The sequence below is a fragment of the Nostoc sp. PA-18-2419 genome (genome assembly GCF_005869855.1).
GTDB lineage: Bacteria > Cyanobacteriota > Cyanobacteriia > Cyanobacteriales > Nostocaceae > Nostoc.
This window is the reverse complement of sequence record NZ_SZNH01000045.1, coordinates 1-20,850: the sequence shown is the minus strand read 5'-3', so window position 1 is coordinate 20,850 and position 20,850 is coordinate 1. Positions and strand designations below refer to the sequence as shown.

The following is a 20,850-nucleotide window of genomic DNA, read 5'->3' as shown; positions in this document are numbered from 1 at the left end:
TCGATAGGCAACGACCTGAATCCTAACAAATATTCCTTCACCACTGTTATTGAACTGGGGTAGAGCGGGTGGCGCAGCGGAGTGTGGGGGGCGGGCTGCTGAGTTTTGGCCACTTCACGATAAACTTCCTGCCCGTCCCCCACACCACCCGCTCTAAGCGCAGCGTCCCCAGTTCGCCGGGGCCTCACGAAATGATGGCTTGAAGTAATTTTGATATCACAATTGGTATCAAAAATAGTCATTAGATAAAAAGTAAGCAATGCTTATGCTGCTAAACTTCAAATTGCTTTACTACAAGCATTTTGAATGCCAATGCTGGATACTCCTGTTGCTAAGCATTGGCTAATCTTGTAGCTATGCAATGATTTATCAAAACTTAATGTATGAAAAAACACACTAATTCTTTTGCTTGCTTATAATGGAACGGTTATAGCAGAAATACAGACTGATGAGTATTAAAATATACAAAATATTTGAAGAAGTAGAATTTAAAGTAAAGCTCCTTACTAAATACTGGAATAACTTTTACACAGAAATTTCTGAGCATTTACCAGATACTTATCAGCCTGAGATGCAAGAACTCTCCAGTAAATTAGAGGAAGCTCTAAGCAAGCTGGTTGATGAGCTTCGCAATCCCACTCTCACCCTTGCTACTACAGGGACTACTAGTAGTGGCAAAAGCACTCTTGTGAATTTACTATGCGGAGCGGAAATTGTTCCCGTAGCAGTGAGTGAAATGAGTGCTGGAGCAGTCACGATTGAGTACAGTAAGCAGAAGTCTTTAATTATCCATGAAACACCAGGAGCATTGTGGGAGTGTGGGGAATGGAGAGGTATTACTGAAGAACAAATATATCAGCGTCTGTACGAAGCGATGATAAGTTATATCGATAACAGAGCAAAGCAACCGAATTTAGCCTGTCCACAATCTACAATCTTTTACCCTTTTAGATTGTTAAAAGAATCTAAGCTGGATCTACCACAAGGCACAAGGGTAAGAATTCTGGATTTACCCGGTTTAGCGTATGTAGGTGATGAAGGTAACGCTAATGTTATAAAACAGTGCCGTGAAGCTTTGTGTATAGTAACATACAATAGTGCAGAAACGGATTCACAGAAAGTAAAGAGCTTGTTACAAGAAGTTGTACAGCAGGTAAAAGATTTAGGTGGTTCCCCTGCACGTATGCTTTTTGCTCTTAATCGTATAGACGTTTTTCGAGCAGATAGAAACTGGCCAGAAACAGAGAATCGTTTTGTTGAAAATGCTATACGTAGTATTAAAAATGAATTAAACGAACAGCTTAAAGAATACACAGAAGAAATTGAGAATCTACAAGTAGTAAAACTTAGTACATGGCCGGCTCTGTTATCTCTACAAATACAAAATTATGATGAGATTTACAGTACTGAAGCATGTAAAAAAGCAGATAACAATTTTAATGGGTTAATTGAAGATATATTAGAAGACCTGCCACGTAAAACACAAAATTGGTCTAGACATGATCGAAACAGAGTAGCTGAAGCATTATGGCGAAAATCTTACGCAGAGGAATTTCAGCACAATTTGAAGGAGCATATCACTCAACACTTTCCACAGTTAGTAATCCCACAAATTATAGAACGTTTTAATCTAACAGCAGGAAATGCCATAACTGAATGGGCTACACAAACAACAAAAGCTATTCTTAATAGTTCGCAAGAGCGATATGAACAAGAATGCCAAAATATATCACAGATTAGGTTAGCATTGGAGCATTTTCTTAGAATTAGCGATACCAACTTAAAAGAGCCTTTTGAAAAACTAGATACAAAAGTAAAACAGGTTATAGCAAAACAGTCAGAAGATGACGTTGTAAAATATATTAGAATCATAATTTCAGAACTCCAGAATGTTGAACCTTATCAGGATTTAGGAGAGAAATTATATCCCGTTTATTCATGGGAAAGTGAATTTCAAAGAGGAATTAATCAAGTATTGGAAGCAGTTGCAAAGTCTTTAGAAACTGGAAGAGTAGAATTAGATAGTCCAAATCTGAAAAGAGCTAATCTTTTAAATGTAAATTTACTGTCAAGGAACTTGAACCGTTTAGTTAACTTAGGTTATACAGCTGACGTTGCTCAAAAAGGTCAATTAATAGAGGCAAAAAACGAGCAAGATAAAAATAAACTCAAACAACTTAATGAAGAATTAAATGAACTATCTATCCATCTCAATATTGTTATACAAGATGTATTAAAACAAATTTCTACGCAAGAATTAAATAGAATCTATCAAGCTGTATCTGAACTGTTCCGTTGCCATTTGTCATATTTGGAAAAGAAAGCAAACAATATTGCACCGAGCATAGCGATTAGATTTCCTGAATCGCAACTTAATCAAGTCAATAATAAACTTACTTTTAGCTTTCGTTTCCGTGCAGGATTTGCTATTACAAAAGGAACTTGGCAGGAAGCAATACAGGTTGCAAAGGAAAAAAGAACTTGGTATACATTGTGGTTAGGAACAAAAACCGTTTATGAAACTGAATATAAAACACGTTCTAGTGATAATGCTAAACTCCCTAGTGTAGAAGATTTACTTACAGGTTGGATAATACAGGCGAAAGAAGAAGAATCTGAAAGAGTAAATCAAATTGCACTCTGGTTACTAGAACAAATTGATTGTCTAAAAAAAAATGTAGATCAAATTCAGAATGATATTATTGACCGTTATCAGGAAAGGCTCAATAAAGCAAACCAGGAAATTACTCTTGATTATGAAAAACAAAGACACGTCTGGCAGCCTATGAAACAAAAAGCTCAAGATTTAGCAGAAGAATTTTATCAATTAGAAAAAACTTGGAAATTTAAAACTTAGTTTTTTAAGTTAATAGTTTAATCAAATCATAAAATACAATGACATGATTTCGCAAAAAATAGAATATTTAGTAGGTCAAAGCTTAGAAAAGCTGTATGAACAGGTTTTTGATGAGATTCATCCCCAAATTAAAAATCAAAAAAGAGGAGTTTTATCTACAGTAATATATACAATATTAGCTCCAGAAGAATTACAAGCTCAAGAAATTTGTAATGTTCTTCAAATTGGAAGTCAAGCGGTATTAAATGATGATTTATCTATATCAGCGGATATCATTGGGCTTTTTATAAGTAACCCAAAAGACCAAAAACAATGGTTAATTGAGCCTTTAAAAGAAAGTGTTAAAAATGTACGTAAGTCTATTGGTAGTAATTTTGAAGATCATGATATGAAATTATTTCAAATTGTTGTAATAGGATGTTTAATTGTAGGAACTGTTTCTTGTATAAAATATCTTCAAAAAACAAAAAAAAGACAAAGAGTAGGAGAAAGTCAGAAAATTCAGCCATCAGATACCTCCCTACCACAACAAAAAGTTATTAAACCTGTAGCTTTATGTCTTATTGTACCAGCATCAGAAGTAGAAAATGTAATAGAAAATAATCAAATTAATGTCTCTGATATAGAAAAACTTATAGATAAATCTTTATATTTTCTATGTACAAATCTTGAAGATGCTGATGCTAGTCAGCAGCATCTAGAACTAACTAATGAAAATATTACAACTGTTAGTGAACAGAGAGAAGTTTACATTAGAATTAATATTACCGATGGAGAAGAAATGATTGGCAAGAAAGTGCCATATATTTTAAAGAGAAATCTTCCTCATAATGGGCTATGTGTTGTCAAACAATTAGCTTGTCTCAGATATTTATCTGTATCTGGCTTGGAAAAATTTAACCGTGTTTAAGGAGTCTGCAAATGGATTGGCAAACAGCTTCTTCTTATTATGAGACTCGTCTTAGCGATGCACTAAATGTGCAGCGACACGCAGTTAATTTGGCTATGTTACCTCAAGCTGAAGTTCCTCCCCAATTAAAAGAGATTCTTTTACAAGAAGCAGAACCAACTCGTCGTCAACTCGAAAGGCTCAAAAAGCGCGAGTTTCGTATTGCTGTTGTAGGGTTAGAGAAAGCAGGAAAGAGTACTTTTATTAATGCTTGGTTAGAATGTGATTTACTTCCGGCAAAGGGGGGAAGATGTACATTTACAACAACACAAATATATTCAGTTGAAAACGAGTCTGAACAAAGACTTGAAGTACAAGCGAGAACCGAAGATGAGTTTATCAGCTTACTAAAGGAACTTGACAAAGTAGGAGCGCAAGAAGACCTTAAAACTATACGAGCAAACGAAATAACTTTACAACAGGTTAGAAGAGAAGGTAATCTTACTTTTCCATTTACTAGACTAGAAGACATTAGAGAACCACTAAAACAATATGTAGCAGATGAAAAGTATGCTCATGCTGTTTTAGAAGCAAGATTGTATACTAACAAACTTGCTCAGGCTGAAGGTATTGTTTTTTATGATGTTCCAGGTTTAGATTCAGGTTTAGCGAAGCACGTTGACGAAGCACAAGAAATGCTGTCAGACTGTGATGCAGTAATATTGGTACAACGTTTTACTAGCCTAAGAGAAAAGGAACTGGAAATAATAAAATTCACAGAACTTGGCGATAAAAATGTCACTGTTGCTGACAAGCTTTTTGTTTTTTTAAGCCGTATTGATTCCATAGGCAGTCCAGAGGCGTTGACAACACATATTGAAGAAGCGTCTCAAGACTGGCTAAGGCGTGCAAACCTTCCACACGAGCGCATTGTATATGGTTCAGCGGGAGCATATTTAATTTTGAATGGTTTAGCTGGAGAACAAACTAAGTTAGAGATTGGGGACGCAAGTAACATCCAAGCTCAGTTGAAAAAATTAACTAGAATTACCGATGAAGCAACTTTAAATAAAAATAGTACTGGCATTCCAGAAATAAAAGAGAAAATATTTAACTATATCAATACTGAACGTGTCTCTATTTTAAAGAAAAGGTGCGAAATTTCTCTCAATAAAATTCTCAGCAGTTCTGAAGAGATTTATACTCATTGCAGTAAAAATTATCCAGATAATCCTGAAGAGGCAAAGCGATTTGAAGAAAACAATCGACGTATACTATTTACAGAATGGTGGAATCAAAAATGGGAAGAGAGTAAAGCTAAGTTACAAAAATTTTATGATTACTCTGTTGTCAACAATACTCTAGATAATTTAGATGTCAACTCTTCAAGTAGCATAGAAAAATTTCGGAAACGGTATCTTCAAATCGTTGCCAGTGAGATGCAAATACTTAAAGAGGAAACATTTAGAAAAAAAGATATCATTTTTGAGGCCAACTCATATCCGGAGTTTGACCGTATGAAAGTGAATTATGCTTGGCGTGAAGACTTATACGGTGATATTAGCAAGCTTTTATCTTCTGTAGCCCGACAACTAGCTATAGAATTGAAAGATGAAGCATTAAACTTAGTCGAACACATGACAAGTTTATTATGGGGCAGCAATCAAGTAAAAGAAAGATTGATTGAAAATTCTGATGATTACTTTTTATCTAAACTAGAAAATAGCTTAAGCGTTTTATTTTTACGCTTTGCACGTCCAGTAGCTGAAGTCCTGATTCGTGGGCCAGTTAACAGTGATACCCGTAATAAAATTATCAAAAGCCTTGGGGTAGATATTGAAATTCTTGATAACTACTATAGTGGTGAAGAACCAGCCTTTAAAGTTCTAAAAAGATACGTAAAATATGGTTCTGATTTACTTTTTAACTCTAAAACTCGGCAACAGGTATTAGGAATAACAGAAGTAGCGATAGAAGTTGAAACAGATGTATGTCATGAGTTAAAACCTCCTAAAGAAGCTGTAATTTTCGAGGTTAAAAATGATATTAATGCTTTTGAAGAATATTTGCGGTTTGCAATTTTTGATGCTGCTGGTTTTGAGTCATACTGTATTCAAGAACTCAAGGGTTTAGTTGATAGTTTTAGAGATAAAGAAGGTACTTGGACAGGAGTTGCTCTGAATGAGTGGTTGCAAGGAAATCCGCTTATCTTAGCTGAAATTCCTTATAACTTGAAGTCACAAGAGTCAAACTTAGAAGTTAGTGAACGATTACGGCAGTTATCCATTGCATTAAAAAGGACTCGGTTGTAAAAATTACACATTCAAAATAGCCTCATTGGGAACGAACCCAGCTCTAACCAGAAGAGGTTTTGTTTTACAAAAGCGTATTATCAACCGGGGATATAGAAGCAAGTATAGACAGTTGGGCTAGCTCTTTACCATCTTATATAAGCCAGAGTTATTGATCGCACTGTGTAGAAAATTTTTCGGTAGCTGAAAGATAAGTTTAACTTAACTGAGGTCATTTTTGGGGTAGTTCTTCACGAAAGTATCAGGGTTTGGGAGAATGTGTAGTGTCCAGAATTAACCGTGTAAAGAAGACAGTAGCTCCCGAATAAATGACGACCAAGCCCCCAGGACGTAAACCTAACAAGCATTACAGGTCTAGAGAATACCTTACACCAAGCGAGGTGCGATCTTTACTGGATGCGGCACTTAATCGTAAAGCTCGTTATGGCCACCGGGATTATACGCTGATGTTGATGTTGTTTCGGCACGGGCTGAGGGTTGGTGAAGCTGTAGGCGAGAAATGCGGTTTGCGCTGGGATGCAGTGATGTGGGGAGAGCGTCAGATTTTCATCACCAGGGAGAAAGGTAGTGATTCTGGGGTGCATCCCTTGAGAGACGACGAAATCACCTTGCTTAAGGAACTGAGAGAACAATTCCCTGATAGCAAATATATTTTTGTGTCAGAGCGTGGTCTTGTGATGTCCACTGATGCAGTGCGGAAGTTGATGGGGCGGCTGGCAGTGCAGGCAGGGCTTGATATCAAAGTTCACTGTCACATGATGCGCCATGCTTGCGGCTATTATCTGGTGAATCAGGGGTATAGCACTAGAGAGATTCAAGACTTTTTGGGACACCGCGATATCAAACACACTGAAAAATATACCAAGCTGAATGCTCGACGTTTTTTGAATTTTGATTGGGGGGACTTATAATATTCCTGCGTTAATGCAATGACCTTGCCTCAGCTAAGGCTACTTCATATCCGCCATACTGTTTTTGCACAGGTAATTGAGGTTGTCCGGGTTGCCCTATACTGACAGTCCAATATTGCTCACCAGTCATTTTATCTACTAGTGTTCGTCCGATTTGTATAGAATACTCTTCATATTCAACAATGTTTTGACTATTCATTGTTTTAGTACAAGTTTACTATTAATACAGCTAAATAAAATACCATTAATCGATAAAAAAATCAAGATATATACTGCTATTTTTTTTATATCTTTTCTTGATTAAAAAAATATTCAATCCTCAATAGCCACGACTGGGCAATACGCCTGAGCAGCATTGGCTCTCAATCACCTTGCTGTATCAAAGGCTGTGACAACCCTTGGTAAGAAATTAATTACTAAGTTTCTTAATACTGTAGAACTCCATCACCCCAGTAAAACAGCATTCACTCTCCTGGGCGATCGCTGCCAGCACCACCCATTCTCAAAGTGCCAGATTACTAATGATTGACCGTCGCCACAGATGAAACGAACTGAACATCGAGGTAGTGTCTGATATCTTCTATATTTTTAGTTGAGAGTGCTTTCTTTCTCAAAGATGCAACAACACTATTAGCTCTAACCAACGACAGCCAAATATCTAGACTGTCTCCAATTTCTGTTAGAGTTTCTTCGTGAGATTTCATCTCTTCTTCCAGGTGGTTTGGGTAAAATATCCCGCCAATTAATCCCCAATCTGGACGCTCTGCTTCTAACTTTAGACTAATATAGCAGCTATCAATTGCTGTTATGCCAGATTGACGAGCAAGCTGTCTCACCTTTGCCTTTGTCCTCAGATATTCTGCTGTCATCATAATCTTTCCGTAATTCTAATTAATCAAGCTTGTCATAATCGTCTGGTTCTACATCAGGAACTTTATTTAAAACTTGTTGAAATTTATCCCAACTCCCGCGTTGAGCTTTTTCTTCTAAATAATCTTTGGTCATCCATGCGGACACTTGTGCAGATAAAGCAACTGCTACAAGTTGTTCAATTGACATATTTTCTTTTGTTGCTAAGGCTTCTATTTGTTTGTATAAAGACTCAGGAATTTTTACGTTGAAGTCAGTCATGTAATTTCTCCCATTGCCTGTAGAAACTGTAATGGTGTTACTACTTTCATGCCGAAAATTTCGGCTGGTTGTAAGTCCTTTTGATTGTAGGTGATAATATAATCAGCCTGGGCTTCTACTGCTAAATCAACCAAGAAATCATCATCTGGGTCGTTTAATAATGGTCGCCAGAGGTAGAAAATATTGCGTTTGTTAGCGATAGCACAAAGAGCATCAATAACATTGTCAATATCTTCTAAACTTAAACCTAACTGCATTTGTTCTCGTTTAAGAATTTCCTCATACTCAAATACTAGAGTAGTAGAAATATTTAATTGCCAACGGTTATCGTTGAGTATTGTTAATAGTTTATAGGATGCACCACGTTGGGAGCGTAGACCAGCGAGTAGGACATTGGTATCTAGTATGATCTGATACGTTTTCATTAATTTTCTCGGATTGCTGTTCTGTGGTTAACAGTATAGGCACAGCTAGCTACATCCAGAGAAAATCGCTTAGGCTCTTAATCAGCGAGTAGTGATTTATTTGACTCCATTGGAACATGAACAAAGCGCATAGTGACATATAGGTGATAACGCCAAATCAGCCTAATTTTCTGATGTGAGTTTTTCTAACTCATCCAGAAGCTTCAATATTCGTGTTCTATTCTTCTGAACACTCACTCCTTTATTTTTTTGTAGTCGCTTGCTAATCTCAGCTAATCGTTCAGCTAAAACTCTATCTGGTGTTATTTCTGTTTCAGGTGTCAGTTCTTTTATTTTCGTCTTGATTTCGCTCAAAGATAAATTTTCAGCAATAGCTATCTTGAGTAATTCAGAACGTTGCTGTTCTGATTTGACTCGTGCAATTGCTTGAGCTTTAGTATACTCAATCTCTCCCCGCCTCAGCACATCAAGGATATCTTCAGGAAGATTTAGCAAAGGAAGTCGGCTAGAGCGGAATGTTCCAGAATTGAAACGTCCTATTTGAGACAATACTGTTTCAATCTGCTCAAGTTGAATCAGAACGTTCTGATTCAATTCAACACCTCTTTGTTTAGCGTTGAAAGACTGGTGCAAGATGGACGCAACTTCACTTGGTTCTATTTCTAAGGAAAGCGACAGAATCTCTAGCACTGCCTCAGTTTCTTCCAGCGGATTAAGGTCTTCCCGTTGTAAGTTCTCCATCAAAGCTACCTGGAGAGCTTGTTTATCATCTAATTCATGAGAAACAATAGGGATCTCACCTAATCCCACCTCCCGCGCAGCCCGTAGCCGTCGTTCACCAGCTATCAACTCGTACTCACCATCATGCAGTGGACGAACCAGCACTGGTTCCAAAATGCCATGTTCTCTAATTGACTGCACTAATTGGGCTAATTTCTCCGGGTCGAAGTAGCGACGTGGTTGTTTGAGCGGTAATCGAATCTTTCCAATTGAAACTGTAGTAGAAGATGAGTTAGAAGAGCTACTAAGATAGGCATCAACCGTATTTAGCTTTGGTGCTACGCGATTAGATTTTCTTGGTGGCATTAAACTTCCTCCAGTTTCTGAGCAATGGCTTCAAGTATTTGCACAGATGGGTGTTTAGAATCATAAACCGCCAAAGGCTGTCTTGCCATCGAAGCATCAGCAAAGCTAATTGTTCTAGGAATAGCCGGAAAAATTGGAGCTATAGCACTCAATTGTTCATTGATGCCATCAAGAATAACTTTACCTTGGCTAGTACGGCTTTCGTGCATCATAGGCACTACACCAGCAATCGCCAGTCCAGGATTAATACGTTCTCTTACTTGGCGAATAGAATCTAGCAGCAGTTCTACACCTAGAAAAGCTTTAAAGTGGGTTTGAATTGGTACAAGTACATGAGTGGAAGCTACTAAGCTCAGAATACTAAAAATTCCCAATGTGGGAGGGCAGTCAATCAGTACAAAGTCATAATTGTCTTGCACAGTTAATAATGTTTGCTTGAGCCTCCATTCACGAGCTATTACAGAATGAAGTTGTACCTCAATGGCACTCAACAGAATGTTGCTGGGAACCAAGTCTACATCGTGTACATTCTGGTGGAGCGGTAATGGAGCATCTTTTAACAACGAATCAGCTATGGTTTGCTTCAACTCGAACGGTTCTAAACCCATGAAGGCAGTAAGTGATGCTTGAGGATCAATATCCACTAGCAAAACTCTCTGTCTCCGTTGAGCCAGCTGATAACCCAAATTCTGCGTCAGGGTGGTTTTACCAGTTCCACCAGCTTGATTAAAAAAAGAAATAATCTTAAGGGACACAGGGTTCACTGATGAAGCAATTAGAGTTAGTTTAGCTTAAGCTATTGCTACTGATAACTGTCTGGAATGTCACAATACTTACATACTTACAAAATAAGGTTTCTGTTGTGAGTAGATATCATAGACTCAAATCAGTAATTCTCTAAATTTGTAAAGAATTTATTGATAATAATTAGTGCTAGTAAACATTACATAAGGGTTAACCATCTATTAACCTTTTACTGGATGCGCCTAATTAGCTTTTATGTCATCCTAGAAAAAGAGAATTAATTTGGTGAGTATTTTTGTTTTTAGTATTGACAGGCTTTACCCTTTTAGTATTTACAGACTTTTCTCCGAAATTTAAATCTCTACACATTTATGATTTTGGAGATAATCAATGTCAATTTATGTAGGCAACCTCTCTTACCAAGTTACGGAAGATGATATTAAGGGTGTTTTTGCTGAATATGGTACGGTAAAGCGGGTTCAATTACCTACAGACCGGGAAACAGGTCGTCTGCGCGGCTTCGCTTTCGTAGAAATGGGAACAGATGCAGAAGAAACTGCTGCCATTGAAGCTCTAGATGGTGCTGAATGGATGGGTCGTGACCTGAAAGTTAACAAAGCCAAGCCCAGAGAAGACAGAGGTTCGTCTGGTGGCAATCGGGGTGGATATAGTGGCGGTGGTGGACGCGGACGCTACTAAGATTTGAAACCGTATTGAAAGAGAGAGCGAATTTTTAGGTCATTGATGAAGTCGATTTGGTAGGAGAAATAATGACCCAGATAGTAGTGGGTGAAAATGAACATCTTGAGTCAGCCTTACGCCGATTTAAGCGAGAAGTGTCTAAGGCAGGGATTTTTCAAGATATGAGGAAGCATCGTCACTTTGAAACCCCTATTGAAAAATCCAAGCGCAAAAAACTTGCCTTGCAAAAGCAGCGTAAAAGACGTTTCCGCACTTGAAGAATGACATAGATATTAATCAATGCCCTCAAATAATTTCTGAGGGCTTTATTTATGGAAATTAGCATCAGTAAGAAGTATTTAAGCAATGAGATTTTATGACTCGCTCAAAAGCTTGAGATATAAAGGTTTGAGATAGCCAATGCTACTTACTGTTCTTGCGAGGTCGGGGCTGGCAGCGTGGAAAAGTATTGGGGATATGACGAAATACGTGTAAAATTACCCACGTTGTAAACTGGGGTTAATCAACAATCCACTCTTCCCTGATCATCTTGATTAATTCAGCAATTATGTTGCGGGGATTTCTATCAACAAGAGTCATGTTATTAAAGAGTTTTCTCCGCATTGTTATTATTTCATGAATATCACCCTCATCAAGTGGCTTTAATTTATATCCAGCAAAGTAAAAAAGATCTCTTAATCTGAACAAGAGGTGATCAATATCAGATTCACTTAGAGGTATCAAAGGAAGTTTTTTACGTTTCCAGCGATCTTGTAATGCAGGTTCTAGTTGCTCTAATGCACCGCCAGATGAAAACTGTGAAGTAGATGCTACTAGCAAAGCTGTTGAAGGAAAGCCTTGATCTTCACCAACAAGACTGAATCTATCGCGAAACTCTCTAATTTCTGTAAGTATTTGTCGCTGTCTATCTTCTCGAAATCGTTTTATTGTTTCTAACTCATCAACCAGAATTATTACTGAGTTATATCCAGCTAGTTTTAGCATTCTAAATATTACATTGCATAATTCTTTCTCCTTTCCTAGTGATATACACGCTTCATCAAATCTAGAGAGGGGAGCATTTTCATTTTTAATTATTGATATATATGTTTCTACAAATTTTATGCTGTTTGCACTTGAGTTATGACGAGCCTTCAATGCTAATGAACTTATAGTTTTTCTTGACAATATACGGACTATACTACTTACTGGATTAGCATTACCAAGAAGTTCAATAATTGAACGATCAAGAGTACCAGCCGAAACTGTGCCTATAATAAAATATAATAATGTTTCAAATATTTTCTCTAATTCATCAGGGTAAATATTAATATTTTGCTTTACATATTCCTGGTGAAGATGAGCAACAATGCGTTTATATAAATTCCGTAATACTTCCCCATAATTTTTTTCATCTCCTGAGTACATTCCACGCACTACTCTATGTTCAAAATCTCCAGGTAAAGATAAGTTGCTCATATCTAGTGACGATACAACACGATTACCAGACTCATTCTCGCTAATTAACCAAGATATGTATTTTAGAAAATGAGTTTTTCCACCCCCAAAAGAACCCTCAATTATGTATTCACGAAATTGGGGTTCTTTACTTAATTCACTTAGTTCATTTGATATTTGACTTACAATGCGTCGAAAGCCATCTCCTACAGTGAACAATTCTAAACCTGATTCTGGAACTAATGTAGCTTCTAATAGCTTCAAAATTCTTTTGATTTCTGTGCGGTTCTTAGTTAATATATTTACCATTATGACCTATATTTATATTAATTTATTTAGCTATCTAAAGTATTTTGAAGATATTCTTCAAAAAAAGCTATATACTGTCCTGTTTTTCCTCGAATGGATTCAATCCTAATTGCACCAGGATAATCTGTGGCTATCCTGTTAAATAGTGTATGCATCTGATTACTGCTAGTTACTAATCCTTTTTTAATAGAAACTTCTAAATACTCATCAAGTGGAATAAATTTTTCTTTTCTAATTTCACTCAAATTATTATAAATATCTAAAGCATTTTGAAGGAGTATATCATTTGTATTAACTCTAACTTCAGATAGTGGAAACCCTAATGTATCAGTATTTACTATGCCACCTCCAAATTGAGAATTTTGCAAGTAATTGTGAGAGACTTGTTTGGGACTTTGTGAAACAGTATTTTGTTGATAGTTATGAGTTTCTGTATAAAATTTATGGCGTTGAAGCACCGTTACTACCATAGTTTCTAAACTACGAGTTCTGCTATCTTTTTCTACTATCAATGTTTCTAGTTCTTGTTCTGCTAAAGCTTTGAGTTGATTATATATTTCAAAATATTCTGCACTGAGTACAGACTTGTTAGCATTTGGTACGGTTTTAGCACGTAGTAAGAAATTATCTCTACCACGTTTCTCTAATGCTACAATTTCAAGCTCGGCATCAGGATTGTCTTCAGCAAGTTGTTTGAATGAAATGGCGATAGCACGAGGATCTACACCTTGACTATGGTATAGGTCAAGCGTGTTAAAAATTGGTTTTATAAAATTACCGAACTCTCCATCTGCGAAAACTTCCTGCCTGTTGTCTGGTTTACGTAAGGGGTCAAGGTTTTCTTTAGTAGGCAGTCGCATATAAACATATTGACACTTTACATCATCAAACCTGGTGTTGCTGGTAATAACCCAATTCTCAATGCAAGCTCCAGTGAGATTAGCACCTGTAAAATCAGTTCCGTCTAACTGTGTCTGCACTAACTTTGCTCTAGACAAGTCAGTATTTTGTAAGTTAGCTTCATTTAAATTTGCGCCAAGAAAGCTAGTATCTACCAATCTAGTTTCTTGTAAATTAATACCTCGCAGATCTTGGTGATCAAAAATTCTATCCTCTCCGTGCCCTGTAACCAGTACTTCTCGCACTTGTGCCTTTTGAAGGTAACTTAAACCAGGGCGAACACGGTCAAGCATTTTAGTTTGGTAGAAACGGGTACGTATGAGGATAGCATTTCGGAAATCTGTATTTTTGAGCGTGGCTTGAGTTAAATCTGCGTCAGTCAAATCAGCACCACGAAAGCTTGTACCGCCAAAAGCTGCAAAAGCGATAGCGATGCTGCGAATAATTGCATACTTTTCATCTCCTTCTAGTGATCGCCAACTTATATAGATACTCAATAGCGCTATGACTATAGCTAAACCTTCGACAAAATTTTTGGATAAAACTACAGACAAAACTACATATAAAACTACAGCTATTGTTCCGACTCCAGCAAAGACTTTAGCGTACGCTCCAGCGAAGGCGAAGGTTATGGATAAAACTACAGCTATGACTCCGACTCCAGCAAAGGCCCCAGCGTACGCTCCGGCGAAGGTGAAGGCTTCGCTAAAAACTCCGGTTCCGATTATAGCTCCGACGAAGACTTCAACTATGGCTATGGCTCCGACGAAAATTATGCTTTCTAAAGCCTTTTGTATTCCTTGGCGAATTGTTATGAAAAAGAAAGTAATTATTAAGACAATACTATTCAAGCCTAGTATTAGACTCATTAAACTCGATGTCTTATCAAGTACTAGTGCAGTGATAAAAGAGCTAACAAAAGCGGAGAGAAAACCTGAGAATACCGAAAGGAACCAGGAAATAATGACTAGGAGAGTAACCCAACGCTTTTGCAGTCCAGCTTGAGCATATCTGAAGTTCGCGCCTCTCAAGTTAGCGTTAGTAAAATCAGTACCTCTAATATCTGCATAACTAAAGTTAGCACTAGCAAGGTTTTGACCTCTAAAAGAGCGCCCTCGGAGATTCTGACTAGAGAAGTCTAGGGACATAGCATAGCTGGAAAAATGCTTGGATTTATACTTTAGTACATCTCCAGTATGCAGTTTTCCAGGTTTTTAAAACAATATGCTGCAATAAATAGTGATTTACTCGCTACTACTGTTGTGTGATCGGGTTGGGTACATCGTGGTGTACTAAAAAAAGGTAGCTGCAACAGCCGAATAAACTTTGCCAATCAACGCAACCTTTAGAAAAGATTGAATTTAAAACTCATCGCTTGCTCTTCTGAGTTAAATGTATGTGGCTATTTATAGCCTTACTGGGTTGAAAGCTTCACATCAAGGTAGCGCCATTCTGGAAATTCCCAACCAATTGGGTTCGTCTCCTTTTCGACCTGACTGTATACTTTCTCCAACTTTGCCGCCGCTACAGTATCGCCCTGCTTTTGGTACAATTGTTTGGCTGTTTTTAAATGGTTCAATCCTGTCTGCTTGAGTTTAGCTCCTACTGGCTGATTGCGGGCATGATAGAACCAATTAAATAGTTGAAGTTTAGCCAATAGAAAATGCGCTTTGGCAGAATTGGGATTAACTTTCAGTATCTGGTGATAAATGGCGATCGCTTCATTATTTTCACTGACATTAGCCTCTCCTAGCAGTTCAATTTCTGCCGACGCTCGAACTGCTGGTGAAGATTGGTGTTTGCTGTCAGTCTGTGACAATAAATTTTGGATTTTGGATTGACGGGCATTTGCAGAATTTTTGGGCAGTTCAGTCAACCACCCAACAAATAAACCTAAAATACAAACTTTGAATAAAAGACCACGAGAAATAAACATCATTTGCACCCTCTCAATTGTCAAATTGCAGCATCTATAAATCTCGAAGCTTTCAAAGGATAGTCTGTTGGGGTTACTCTGACTTTGGCAGGTTTTGTACCGTCAGCAATTAATAGATATCCTTCTAGTGGTGGTAATGCTTGCAGTTCACTAGGTAGTACAGCAAAAGTTTCTCGTATTTGCTGATTAACAGAACGTGTTTCACTGAACCAGCCGTTACTACTCTTGCCCTGAGTAGTTTCTAAGCGTTCCTGTCCACCAATCAATTTGGAGCATAATTCAGCCGTGCTATAGTCCCGGCAATTGAGGATGAGTTTGGTGCAACAACCTTGGAGAATGGTTTGCATTCCGTACTCTCCGTAAATGTTGGCTATCTGTCCTGTAAGTTGAGTACCTAGCATTCCAATACCTGAGAATTTCCGCCCTTCTGCTAGCAAGCGCTCTAAACCGACAAGCTTACCCAGYGCTGAGAGTTCGTCAATGCAAATCACGGTTTTAATGTGGTGATTCTCATTGCTTAACAGTCCCCTGAGCATTAATGAAAATGCCATTGTGTACAGGGGTTTAAACAGTTCAGCTTCGTTTTCAAATATCGGTAGGAATATCCACCTCTTGTCGTCTTCTCTCCCCCATCGGCTCCAAGAAAAGTCAGCTTTCGCTTGATTGTCAGCTAATACTTTGTAGAATCGCAGGTAGTTAATGGCGGAACTTTTGATACCTGCTGCGGTGTTTTCTGCTTCTAAGTAAGTGGCGCTTAATGTCCCGGTGAGTAAGTCTTTTAAATCTTGCAAGGGTCTTTTGGCTATCATCTCCCAGACTTCGGCGTTGTCATAGGTCTGGGCGTACAAATCAGACAACAGCCCTTTGGCTGCCTCATTCCAAAACGGGTCTTTGGCATCTGGGTTGGGAGGAATTAAACCAGCTGCAATAGTCTCAAAATCAATGCCTTCGCTGCGGTGGCTCCAGTGAACTGTTCTCTTGTCTCTGGGGTTGTAGATTAGGGTGTTGTGATCAGCGAATTTTTCAAGGATTTCGCCTGATCTATCTAAGCAGATAACACGGTAGTCAGGCCGCTCGCGCATGATAGAGAGCATTTTTAAAATGGCTTGAGTCTTGCCGGAACCGGGGGAACCCAAAAACATAAATGATAATGGTGCTAGGTCGTCTGGTAGTTGAATATCTGCAATTTCGAGTTTGGGAAGTATCGGCGGTGGCGTTTGCTGCTTTCTCTGCATCAGTTGTTCTTTGTGACGCAGTTGTTTCTGTAGTTGAATAGGTGTTTGCAGCTGAGAACCGCGCACAACTCCCGACACCAATCTTTCTGGAATCACGGCAAGCACTAAGCCCAAAATTAAGTTGTAGCTCCAAAAATTCTGCCAGCCTACAAAGGGTGTGAGTAGCAGTTCAATTGCGGAGATTCCTAAACCAATTTTCAGTGGCAGTTCTTTACTAGTAGCAATGGACGATACATAGATCCCACAGAGCATTATAGGGAAAATAGGCCCGCTGATTTTAGCTATGCCGTAAGCTAAAGCACCAAAGAAAAATGCTATGCCTAGTCCTATTAAAGCTGATGGGTCAGGCTGCTGTTGATTTTGACCAAACATTTGCTATTACCGATTTAAATCTTGATTAATTTGTTTGGATTGTTCTGGTGTTGCAGTTTTCACCCTGTTGTGTGCGATGCGCTCGTCTAAAGTCATCTTCTCTGGGTCAACGCGCTCGTGGTGAGATTCTGTGTCTGGGCTGCTGGGTTTGGGTGTTGAGTCATCGGGGAGATTTTCATGCAAGTTGTTCTCTTGATTCTCTGGTTGTTTACTCCCCTGCTTGATTTGTTCTGGTTCTGGTGTTGGGAATTTACTCAAGGAGTCGCGTTGAGCGCGAATTGCTGCAAGTCTCGAATCTAATGTGGGGCGTTGTGGGGCTGGGTCTGATTTTGTGAAGTCAAGCCCTAGTCGTCCGAATGCTGCTAAACCTGCTGGGGTGATGTTCTTTCCCTTTTCACCTAAACCGGGAATCTGCTCTGATGCAGCTTCTAAATAGTAAGAAGCTGGCAGGTAGCCAAATTCTTTGCCCAGCTTGGGAGAGTTAACGTGTTTGTTGAGTTCTGGAGGGTCAGCTTGTTTGTTGTTTTCTCGGTCGGGTTGCTGTTCATTAAGCTGGTTGTTCTGTTGGTTAACCGTTGACTGCTGTTGAATGAGTCTCAACTGCTCAATTGTTAAATCTGGTTCTTGCTCTTGTTTTTGGGCAGAGGTGCGTTTTGGTTGAGGATAATCAGGGCGATCGCTCATAGGAATGCCTCTCAGTTTCTTTTGGTAGTTGATTTATCTGCTCAGTCCGCGCCGAATGGTTTTTTGTTCTTGTTTCTTTGAGTCATCTATTGCCAGTTCCACTAACTGTTTAAATTCTGCTATTGTGCGCTGTATTGAACCTTTTTTGATAATGTCTTTGATATCTGAAGCTGGTTGTTCTTGGTTGATTAAATGGCGAATAATTTTTCTGTCCCGGTCGTTAGGTGACAGTGCTGTTAGCTTCAGAGCAAGTGATAGCTGTTGATATCTCTGTTGCCACTGGTTAAGGTCGGTTTGATTTTGAGGTTCTACTGAGGGGTTCTCTTGTTGCTTGAGTTGAACTGATTCAACTAGTTTTGACTGTTGTATAGGTTTGGCAGGATTTAATAACAGTGCAATAATGCTTTGGTCGTCGCGTTTTGGTTGATAATTAACTCCTTTATGTTTTTGCAATCCTGGGAATGTGTAAGCTGCTCCTAAATTTGTGCCGCTAAATTGCTGGCCCTTCATTGCATAGCTGATACCCTTACTCTTACCGTTGCGTGTAAGACCGTGGCGAACTTTCACACCTTCTATTTGCAGTCGCTCAATTAGTTGGGGCATAGTCGGTTGGTCTACCGTGGCGCGGTCGATTAACTCTTGAAGCTGTTGTTTGATGGGGCGTTTTTGTGGTGAGGAGCGATCGCCATTAATATATTCAAGCTGCTCTCTTTCTAATCGTCTTTGTTGCCCAATACTTGGGTTGCGGGATAATTTCTCATGGCTGCTTTGGGTTTGTTGTAATCCATAATCAAGTTCAAACCGCCGAATAATATTCTCGCTGCGTTTGTAATCCCAGCTATCATGTACAATCTTCCCGTTGTCCAAACGGATGCGGCTGGCGCAGATATGTATGTGGTTGTGTTCCGTGTTGCTGTGTCTGTATACTACGTACTGGTTGCTATCAAAGCCCATCTCTTCAAGATAGCGGTTAGCGATTTCGTTCCAGGTTGCGTCATCTAGTCGCTCGTTGTGTGGTAGTGACAATGATGCGTGGTACACTACTCGGTCAGCTTCAAGGTTTAACTGCCGGGAGATTTTAAATTCAAGAGCCAGTGCGCGGGCATTCTGACCGCCCATGTTGCCACCAATGAGTTTAGCCCCCTGTTGGGATTGGAGATAATTGAGCAGTCCGCGAAATCCTCGCCCCTTAGTCTGGTTGCCAATCATCTGTTGACTCGTCCTCTTCCTCAATAAAGGTTTTAGCTATTTCCCGTTGGCAATGTTGCAGCAGTTCTAGTAGTTCGTTTAATAGTTCTGGATCTGCTGGCGGTGGCAGTTGCATTTTGATAGCGGTGTTGGCAGCTTTGGCCAGTTGGTTGATGTTGTTGCCGATGCGAGAAAGTTCTAGGTAAGTGGCAACGGTAACTCTGCCCAGTCGCGGCGGTGGTGGTGGGATTGGTTGCAGCAATAAACAGCGCCTTGTCAATTCTGCCAAACTCATACTCGCGTCTTCTGCCTTTGAGCGAATCATTTCATATTCAATCGGACTGAATAGTGCTTGCAGCTTTTTGGTGCGGACGAGTGATGGAGAAGAACGCTTAGGCATAACGTTATACAGGACTTAGTACAACTTCTTGAGGGGGTTTCCAAAGCGGGGATACTTCCCCCTTTGGCAAGCCTGCCGAGCCGAGCGCAGCGTTGGTAGCCCGGAGGGCTAGGCATGGCTTGCTCCTTACCAGGGGTGTGGGGGAGGAAGGAGAGAATAGGGGCAACCACCCGCGTGGGGATACAGCGCGTAGAGAGCGACAACCGCCACGAAAACGAGCTAAGGATTACGCTCTGAGGTGGCATGGACAATTCTTACTAATAAATGTGTAATTTTTTTTGATAAACTCTTCGTGAGTTATCTTACACGTTCTCAGTGATTACCGTTCAGTTAATCACGTTAATATCTATTGCTGATTATTAATTAATTGTTGCATTGATAATAACCTGTCTTTAGATAGATGCTTAGTGTAAAAGTAAAGTTTTAAACATAAACATTAGCTTGATTTTTACTTCTGTGACTAAAGATAGTATTCCTAAGTCGAAAATTCCAGAAGCTCTTGATGCTCTCCGCGCTTTGGGTGCTAAGGAATTAGATGACATCCCAGCACGAGAGGCTATTAGAAAGATGCGCCGTCAAATTGAACGGGTGCTACGTCTTGGCTATAGCTACGAGGAAGTGTCTGAAACTTTAGCTGGTCTGGATATCAATATTAGTGCAGAACGTATCCGTTATTTACTTAGCGATATCAAAAGGTCTACGCGCAAAAAGTCTTCTGATACTCCTAGTGAGGAGAATACCAATACATCAGTTATTGATGAGCCGACTAATGCTGAGAATTCGGCGACTACACAAAACAATACTCAGTCTGCCAAAAAAGCTAATTCTAAATCACAACCACAATCAAAATCCGCTTCATCAAAATCAACAACTCCTAAAACTACTAAAACGGCTAAGAAGTCGGATGAGAGTAAGGACAGTGAGTATCAAAATACCTCTCGTCCTGCTTTTGTACCTCAAATAATTTCTGATGAGGATTTGTAAATGGCAGTTAGAGCAAAACAATCAGCTGACCAAGCTCAGGAAAAAAAGCCTTCTACTCTACCAAAAACTGTAGGGCGCTTGGTGTTGGTGACTGGTGATAAGGGCGGGACTGGTAAAAGTGTAGTCGCTCGAATTCTGCTTGATATTTATCGCCACAGAAATATCAACTGTATTGCTTACGAATGTGACCAGTCGAATCCTCAGCTTTATCGTCACTACAATAAGGTACAGCCCGGGGTGTCAGCGTTAAAACTTAATCAGCGCGGTGGTGCTGATGCTTTGCAGGATGATTTGAAGCGTCTTTCTCCTAAAGTATCTCTGGTGGATCTGCCTGCTGGGGCTGCTGAG

General features: G+C 39.2%; 20 protein-coding genes and 1 pseudogene. 8 read left to right on the top strand and 13 right to left on the bottom strand.

What is annotated here, in order from left to right; translation table 11 throughout:
* The first annotated feature begins 448 nt into the window (after positions 1–448).
* The 4 genes from FCR06_RS28285 (at position 449) to FCR06_RS28270 (ending at position 6,969) form a co-directional block, all read left to right on the top strand.
* Entirely contained in the window at positions 449–2,857 is a 2,409-nt protein-coding gene (locus tag FCR06_RS28285; RefSeq protein ID WP_138505719.1) for a dynamin family protein, read from the top strand.
* Positions 2,858–2,900: 43 nt separating this feature from the next.
* Positions 2,901–3,767: a hypothetical protein gene (locus tag FCR06_RS28280; RefSeq protein WP_138505717.1), complete on the top strand. Its 867-nt coding sequence runs from the start codon at positions 2,901–2,903 to the stop codon at positions 3,765–3,767.
* Between the two features lie 11 nt (positions 3,768–3,778).
* The gene (locus FCR06_RS28275) at positions 3,779–6,058 is read left to right on the top strand and encodes a dynamin family protein (RefSeq protein WP_138505714.1); all 2,280 of its coding nucleotides are present in this window, start codon (positions 3,779–3,781) and stop codon (positions 6,056–6,058) included.
* Between the two features lie 308 nt (positions 6,059–6,366).
* A complete protein-coding gene (locus tag FCR06_RS28270) occupies positions 6,367–6,969 on the top strand; it encodes a tyrosine-type recombinase/integrase (RefSeq protein ID WP_138505712.1) in 603 nt (200 codons plus the stop codon).
* A 10-nt stretch (positions 6,970–6,979) separates the two neighbouring features.
* Here FCR06_RS28270 and FCR06_RS28265 read toward each other — a convergent pair whose 3' ends face one another.
* The 6 genes from FCR06_RS28265 to FCR06_RS28240 all read right to left on the bottom strand — a co-directional run bounded on the left by FCR06_RS28265 (position 6,980) and on the right by FCR06_RS28240 (position 10,366).
* On the bottom strand, positions 6,980–7,168 hold the full coding sequence (locus tag FCR06_RS28265; protein ID WP_138505710.1) for a hypothetical protein: 189 nt from the start codon (positions 7,166–7,168) through the stop codon (positions 6,980–6,982).
* 319 nt (positions 7,169–7,487) lie between these two features.
* A complete protein-coding gene (locus FCR06_RS28260; protein WP_138505708.1) occupies positions 7,488–7,841 on the bottom strand; it encodes a hypothetical protein in 354 nt (117 codons plus the stop codon).
* A gap of 19 nt (positions 7,842–7,860) precedes the next feature.
* Entirely contained in the window at positions 7,861–8,100 is a 240-nt protein-coding gene (locus FCR06_RS28255) for a ribbon-helix-helix protein, CopG family (protein ID WP_138505706.1), read from the bottom strand.
* A complete protein-coding gene (locus tag FCR06_RS28250; protein WP_138505704.1) occupies positions 8,097–8,525 on the bottom strand; it encodes a putative toxin-antitoxin system toxin component, PIN family in 429 nt (142 codons plus the stop codon). The genes FCR06_RS28255 and FCR06_RS28250 overlap by 4 nt, the downstream gene beginning before the upstream one ends.
* A 162-nt stretch (positions 8,526–8,687) precedes the next feature.
* Positions 8,688–9,611, bottom strand: a complete 924-nt coding sequence (locus tag FCR06_RS28245; protein ID WP_138505702.1) for a ParB/RepB/Spo0J family partition protein — start codon at positions 9,609–9,611, stop codon at positions 8,688–8,690.
* Positions 9,611–10,366 (bottom strand): ParA family protein, encoded by a 756-nt coding sequence (locus tag FCR06_RS28240; RefSeq protein WP_223280336.1) that lies wholly within the window; start codon positions 10,364–10,366, stop codon positions 9,611–9,613. The genes FCR06_RS28245 and FCR06_RS28240 overlap by 1 nt, the downstream gene beginning before the upstream one ends.
* 379 nt (positions 10,367–10,745) lie before the next feature.
* On the opposite strand from FCR06_RS28240, the gene FCR06_RS28235 reads away from it, so the two are divergent.
* Both FCR06_RS28235 and rpsU read left to right on the top strand, forming a co-directional pair.
* On the top strand, positions 10,746–11,054 hold the full coding sequence (locus FCR06_RS28235) for an RNA recognition motif domain-containing protein (protein WP_138505698.1): 309 nt from the start codon (positions 10,746–10,748) through the stop codon (positions 11,052–11,054).
* 71 nt (positions 11,055–11,125) lie between these two features.
* Positions 11,126–11,314: a 30S ribosomal protein S21 gene (gene rpsU, locus FCR06_RS28230; protein ID WP_138505696.1), complete on the top strand. Its 189-nt coding sequence runs from the start codon at positions 11,126–11,128 to the stop codon at positions 11,312–11,314.
* Positions 11,315–11,555: 241 nt separating this feature from the next.
* Here the strand turns inward: rpsU and FCR06_RS28225 are convergent, their stop codons facing one another.
* From FCR06_RS28225 to FCR06_RS28195, 7 genes are all read right to left on the bottom strand, one after another.
* Positions 11,556–12,803 carry a BREX system ATP-binding domain-containing protein gene (locus FCR06_RS28225; protein WP_138505694.1) on the bottom strand — a complete coding sequence of 416 codons (1,248 nt, stop codon included), beginning with the start codon at positions 12,801–12,803 and terminating at the stop codon, positions 11,556–11,558.
* Between the two features lie 26 nt (positions 12,804–12,829).
* A complete protein-coding gene (locus FCR06_RS28220) occupies positions 12,830–14,851 on the bottom strand; it encodes a pentapeptide repeat-containing protein (RefSeq protein ID WP_138505692.1) in 2,022 nt (673 codons plus the stop codon).
* 266 nt (positions 14,852–15,117) lie between these two features.
* Complete coding sequence (locus FCR06_RS28215; RefSeq protein ID WP_138505690.1) at positions 15,118–15,642, bottom strand: hypothetical protein; 525 nt, start codon at positions 15,640–15,642, stop codon at positions 15,118–15,120.
* Positions 15,643–15,659: 17 nt separating this feature from the next.
* Entirely contained in the window at positions 15,660–17,246 is a 1,587-nt protein-coding gene (locus FCR06_RS28210; RefSeq protein WP_223280335.1) for a type IV secretion system DNA-binding domain-containing protein, read from the bottom strand.
* A gap of 6 nt (positions 17,247–17,252) precedes the next feature.
* Positions 17,253–17,930 carry a hypothetical protein gene (locus FCR06_RS28205; RefSeq protein WP_138505688.1) on the bottom strand — a complete coding sequence of 226 codons (678 nt, stop codon included), beginning with the start codon at positions 17,928–17,930 and terminating at the stop codon, positions 17,253–17,255.
* A 33-nt stretch (positions 17,931–17,963) separates the two neighbouring features.
* Positions 17,964–19,139 (bottom strand): relaxase/mobilization nuclease domain-containing protein, encoded by a 1,176-nt coding sequence (locus FCR06_RS28200; RefSeq protein ID WP_138505687.1) that lies wholly within the window; start codon positions 19,137–19,139, stop codon positions 17,964–17,966.
* Positions 19,120–19,518, bottom strand: a complete 399-nt coding sequence (locus FCR06_RS28195) for a MobC family plasmid mobilization relaxosome protein (protein ID WP_138505685.1) — start codon at positions 19,516–19,518, stop codon at positions 19,120–19,122. The genes FCR06_RS28200 and FCR06_RS28195 overlap by 20 nt, the downstream gene beginning before the upstream one ends.
* A 456-nt stretch (positions 19,519–19,974) precedes the next feature.
* Here FCR06_RS28195 and FCR06_RS33120 point away from each other — a divergent pair, with 456 nt between their 5' ends.
* Both FCR06_RS33120 and FCR06_RS28185 read left to right on the top strand, forming a co-directional pair.
* Complete coding sequence (locus FCR06_RS33120; protein WP_189523610.1) at positions 19,975–20,502, top strand: hypothetical protein; 528 nt, start codon at positions 19,975–19,977, stop codon at positions 20,500–20,502.
* Positions 20,503–20,850, top strand: a pseudogene (locus FCR06_RS28185) (hypothetical protein); the annotation flags it as partial.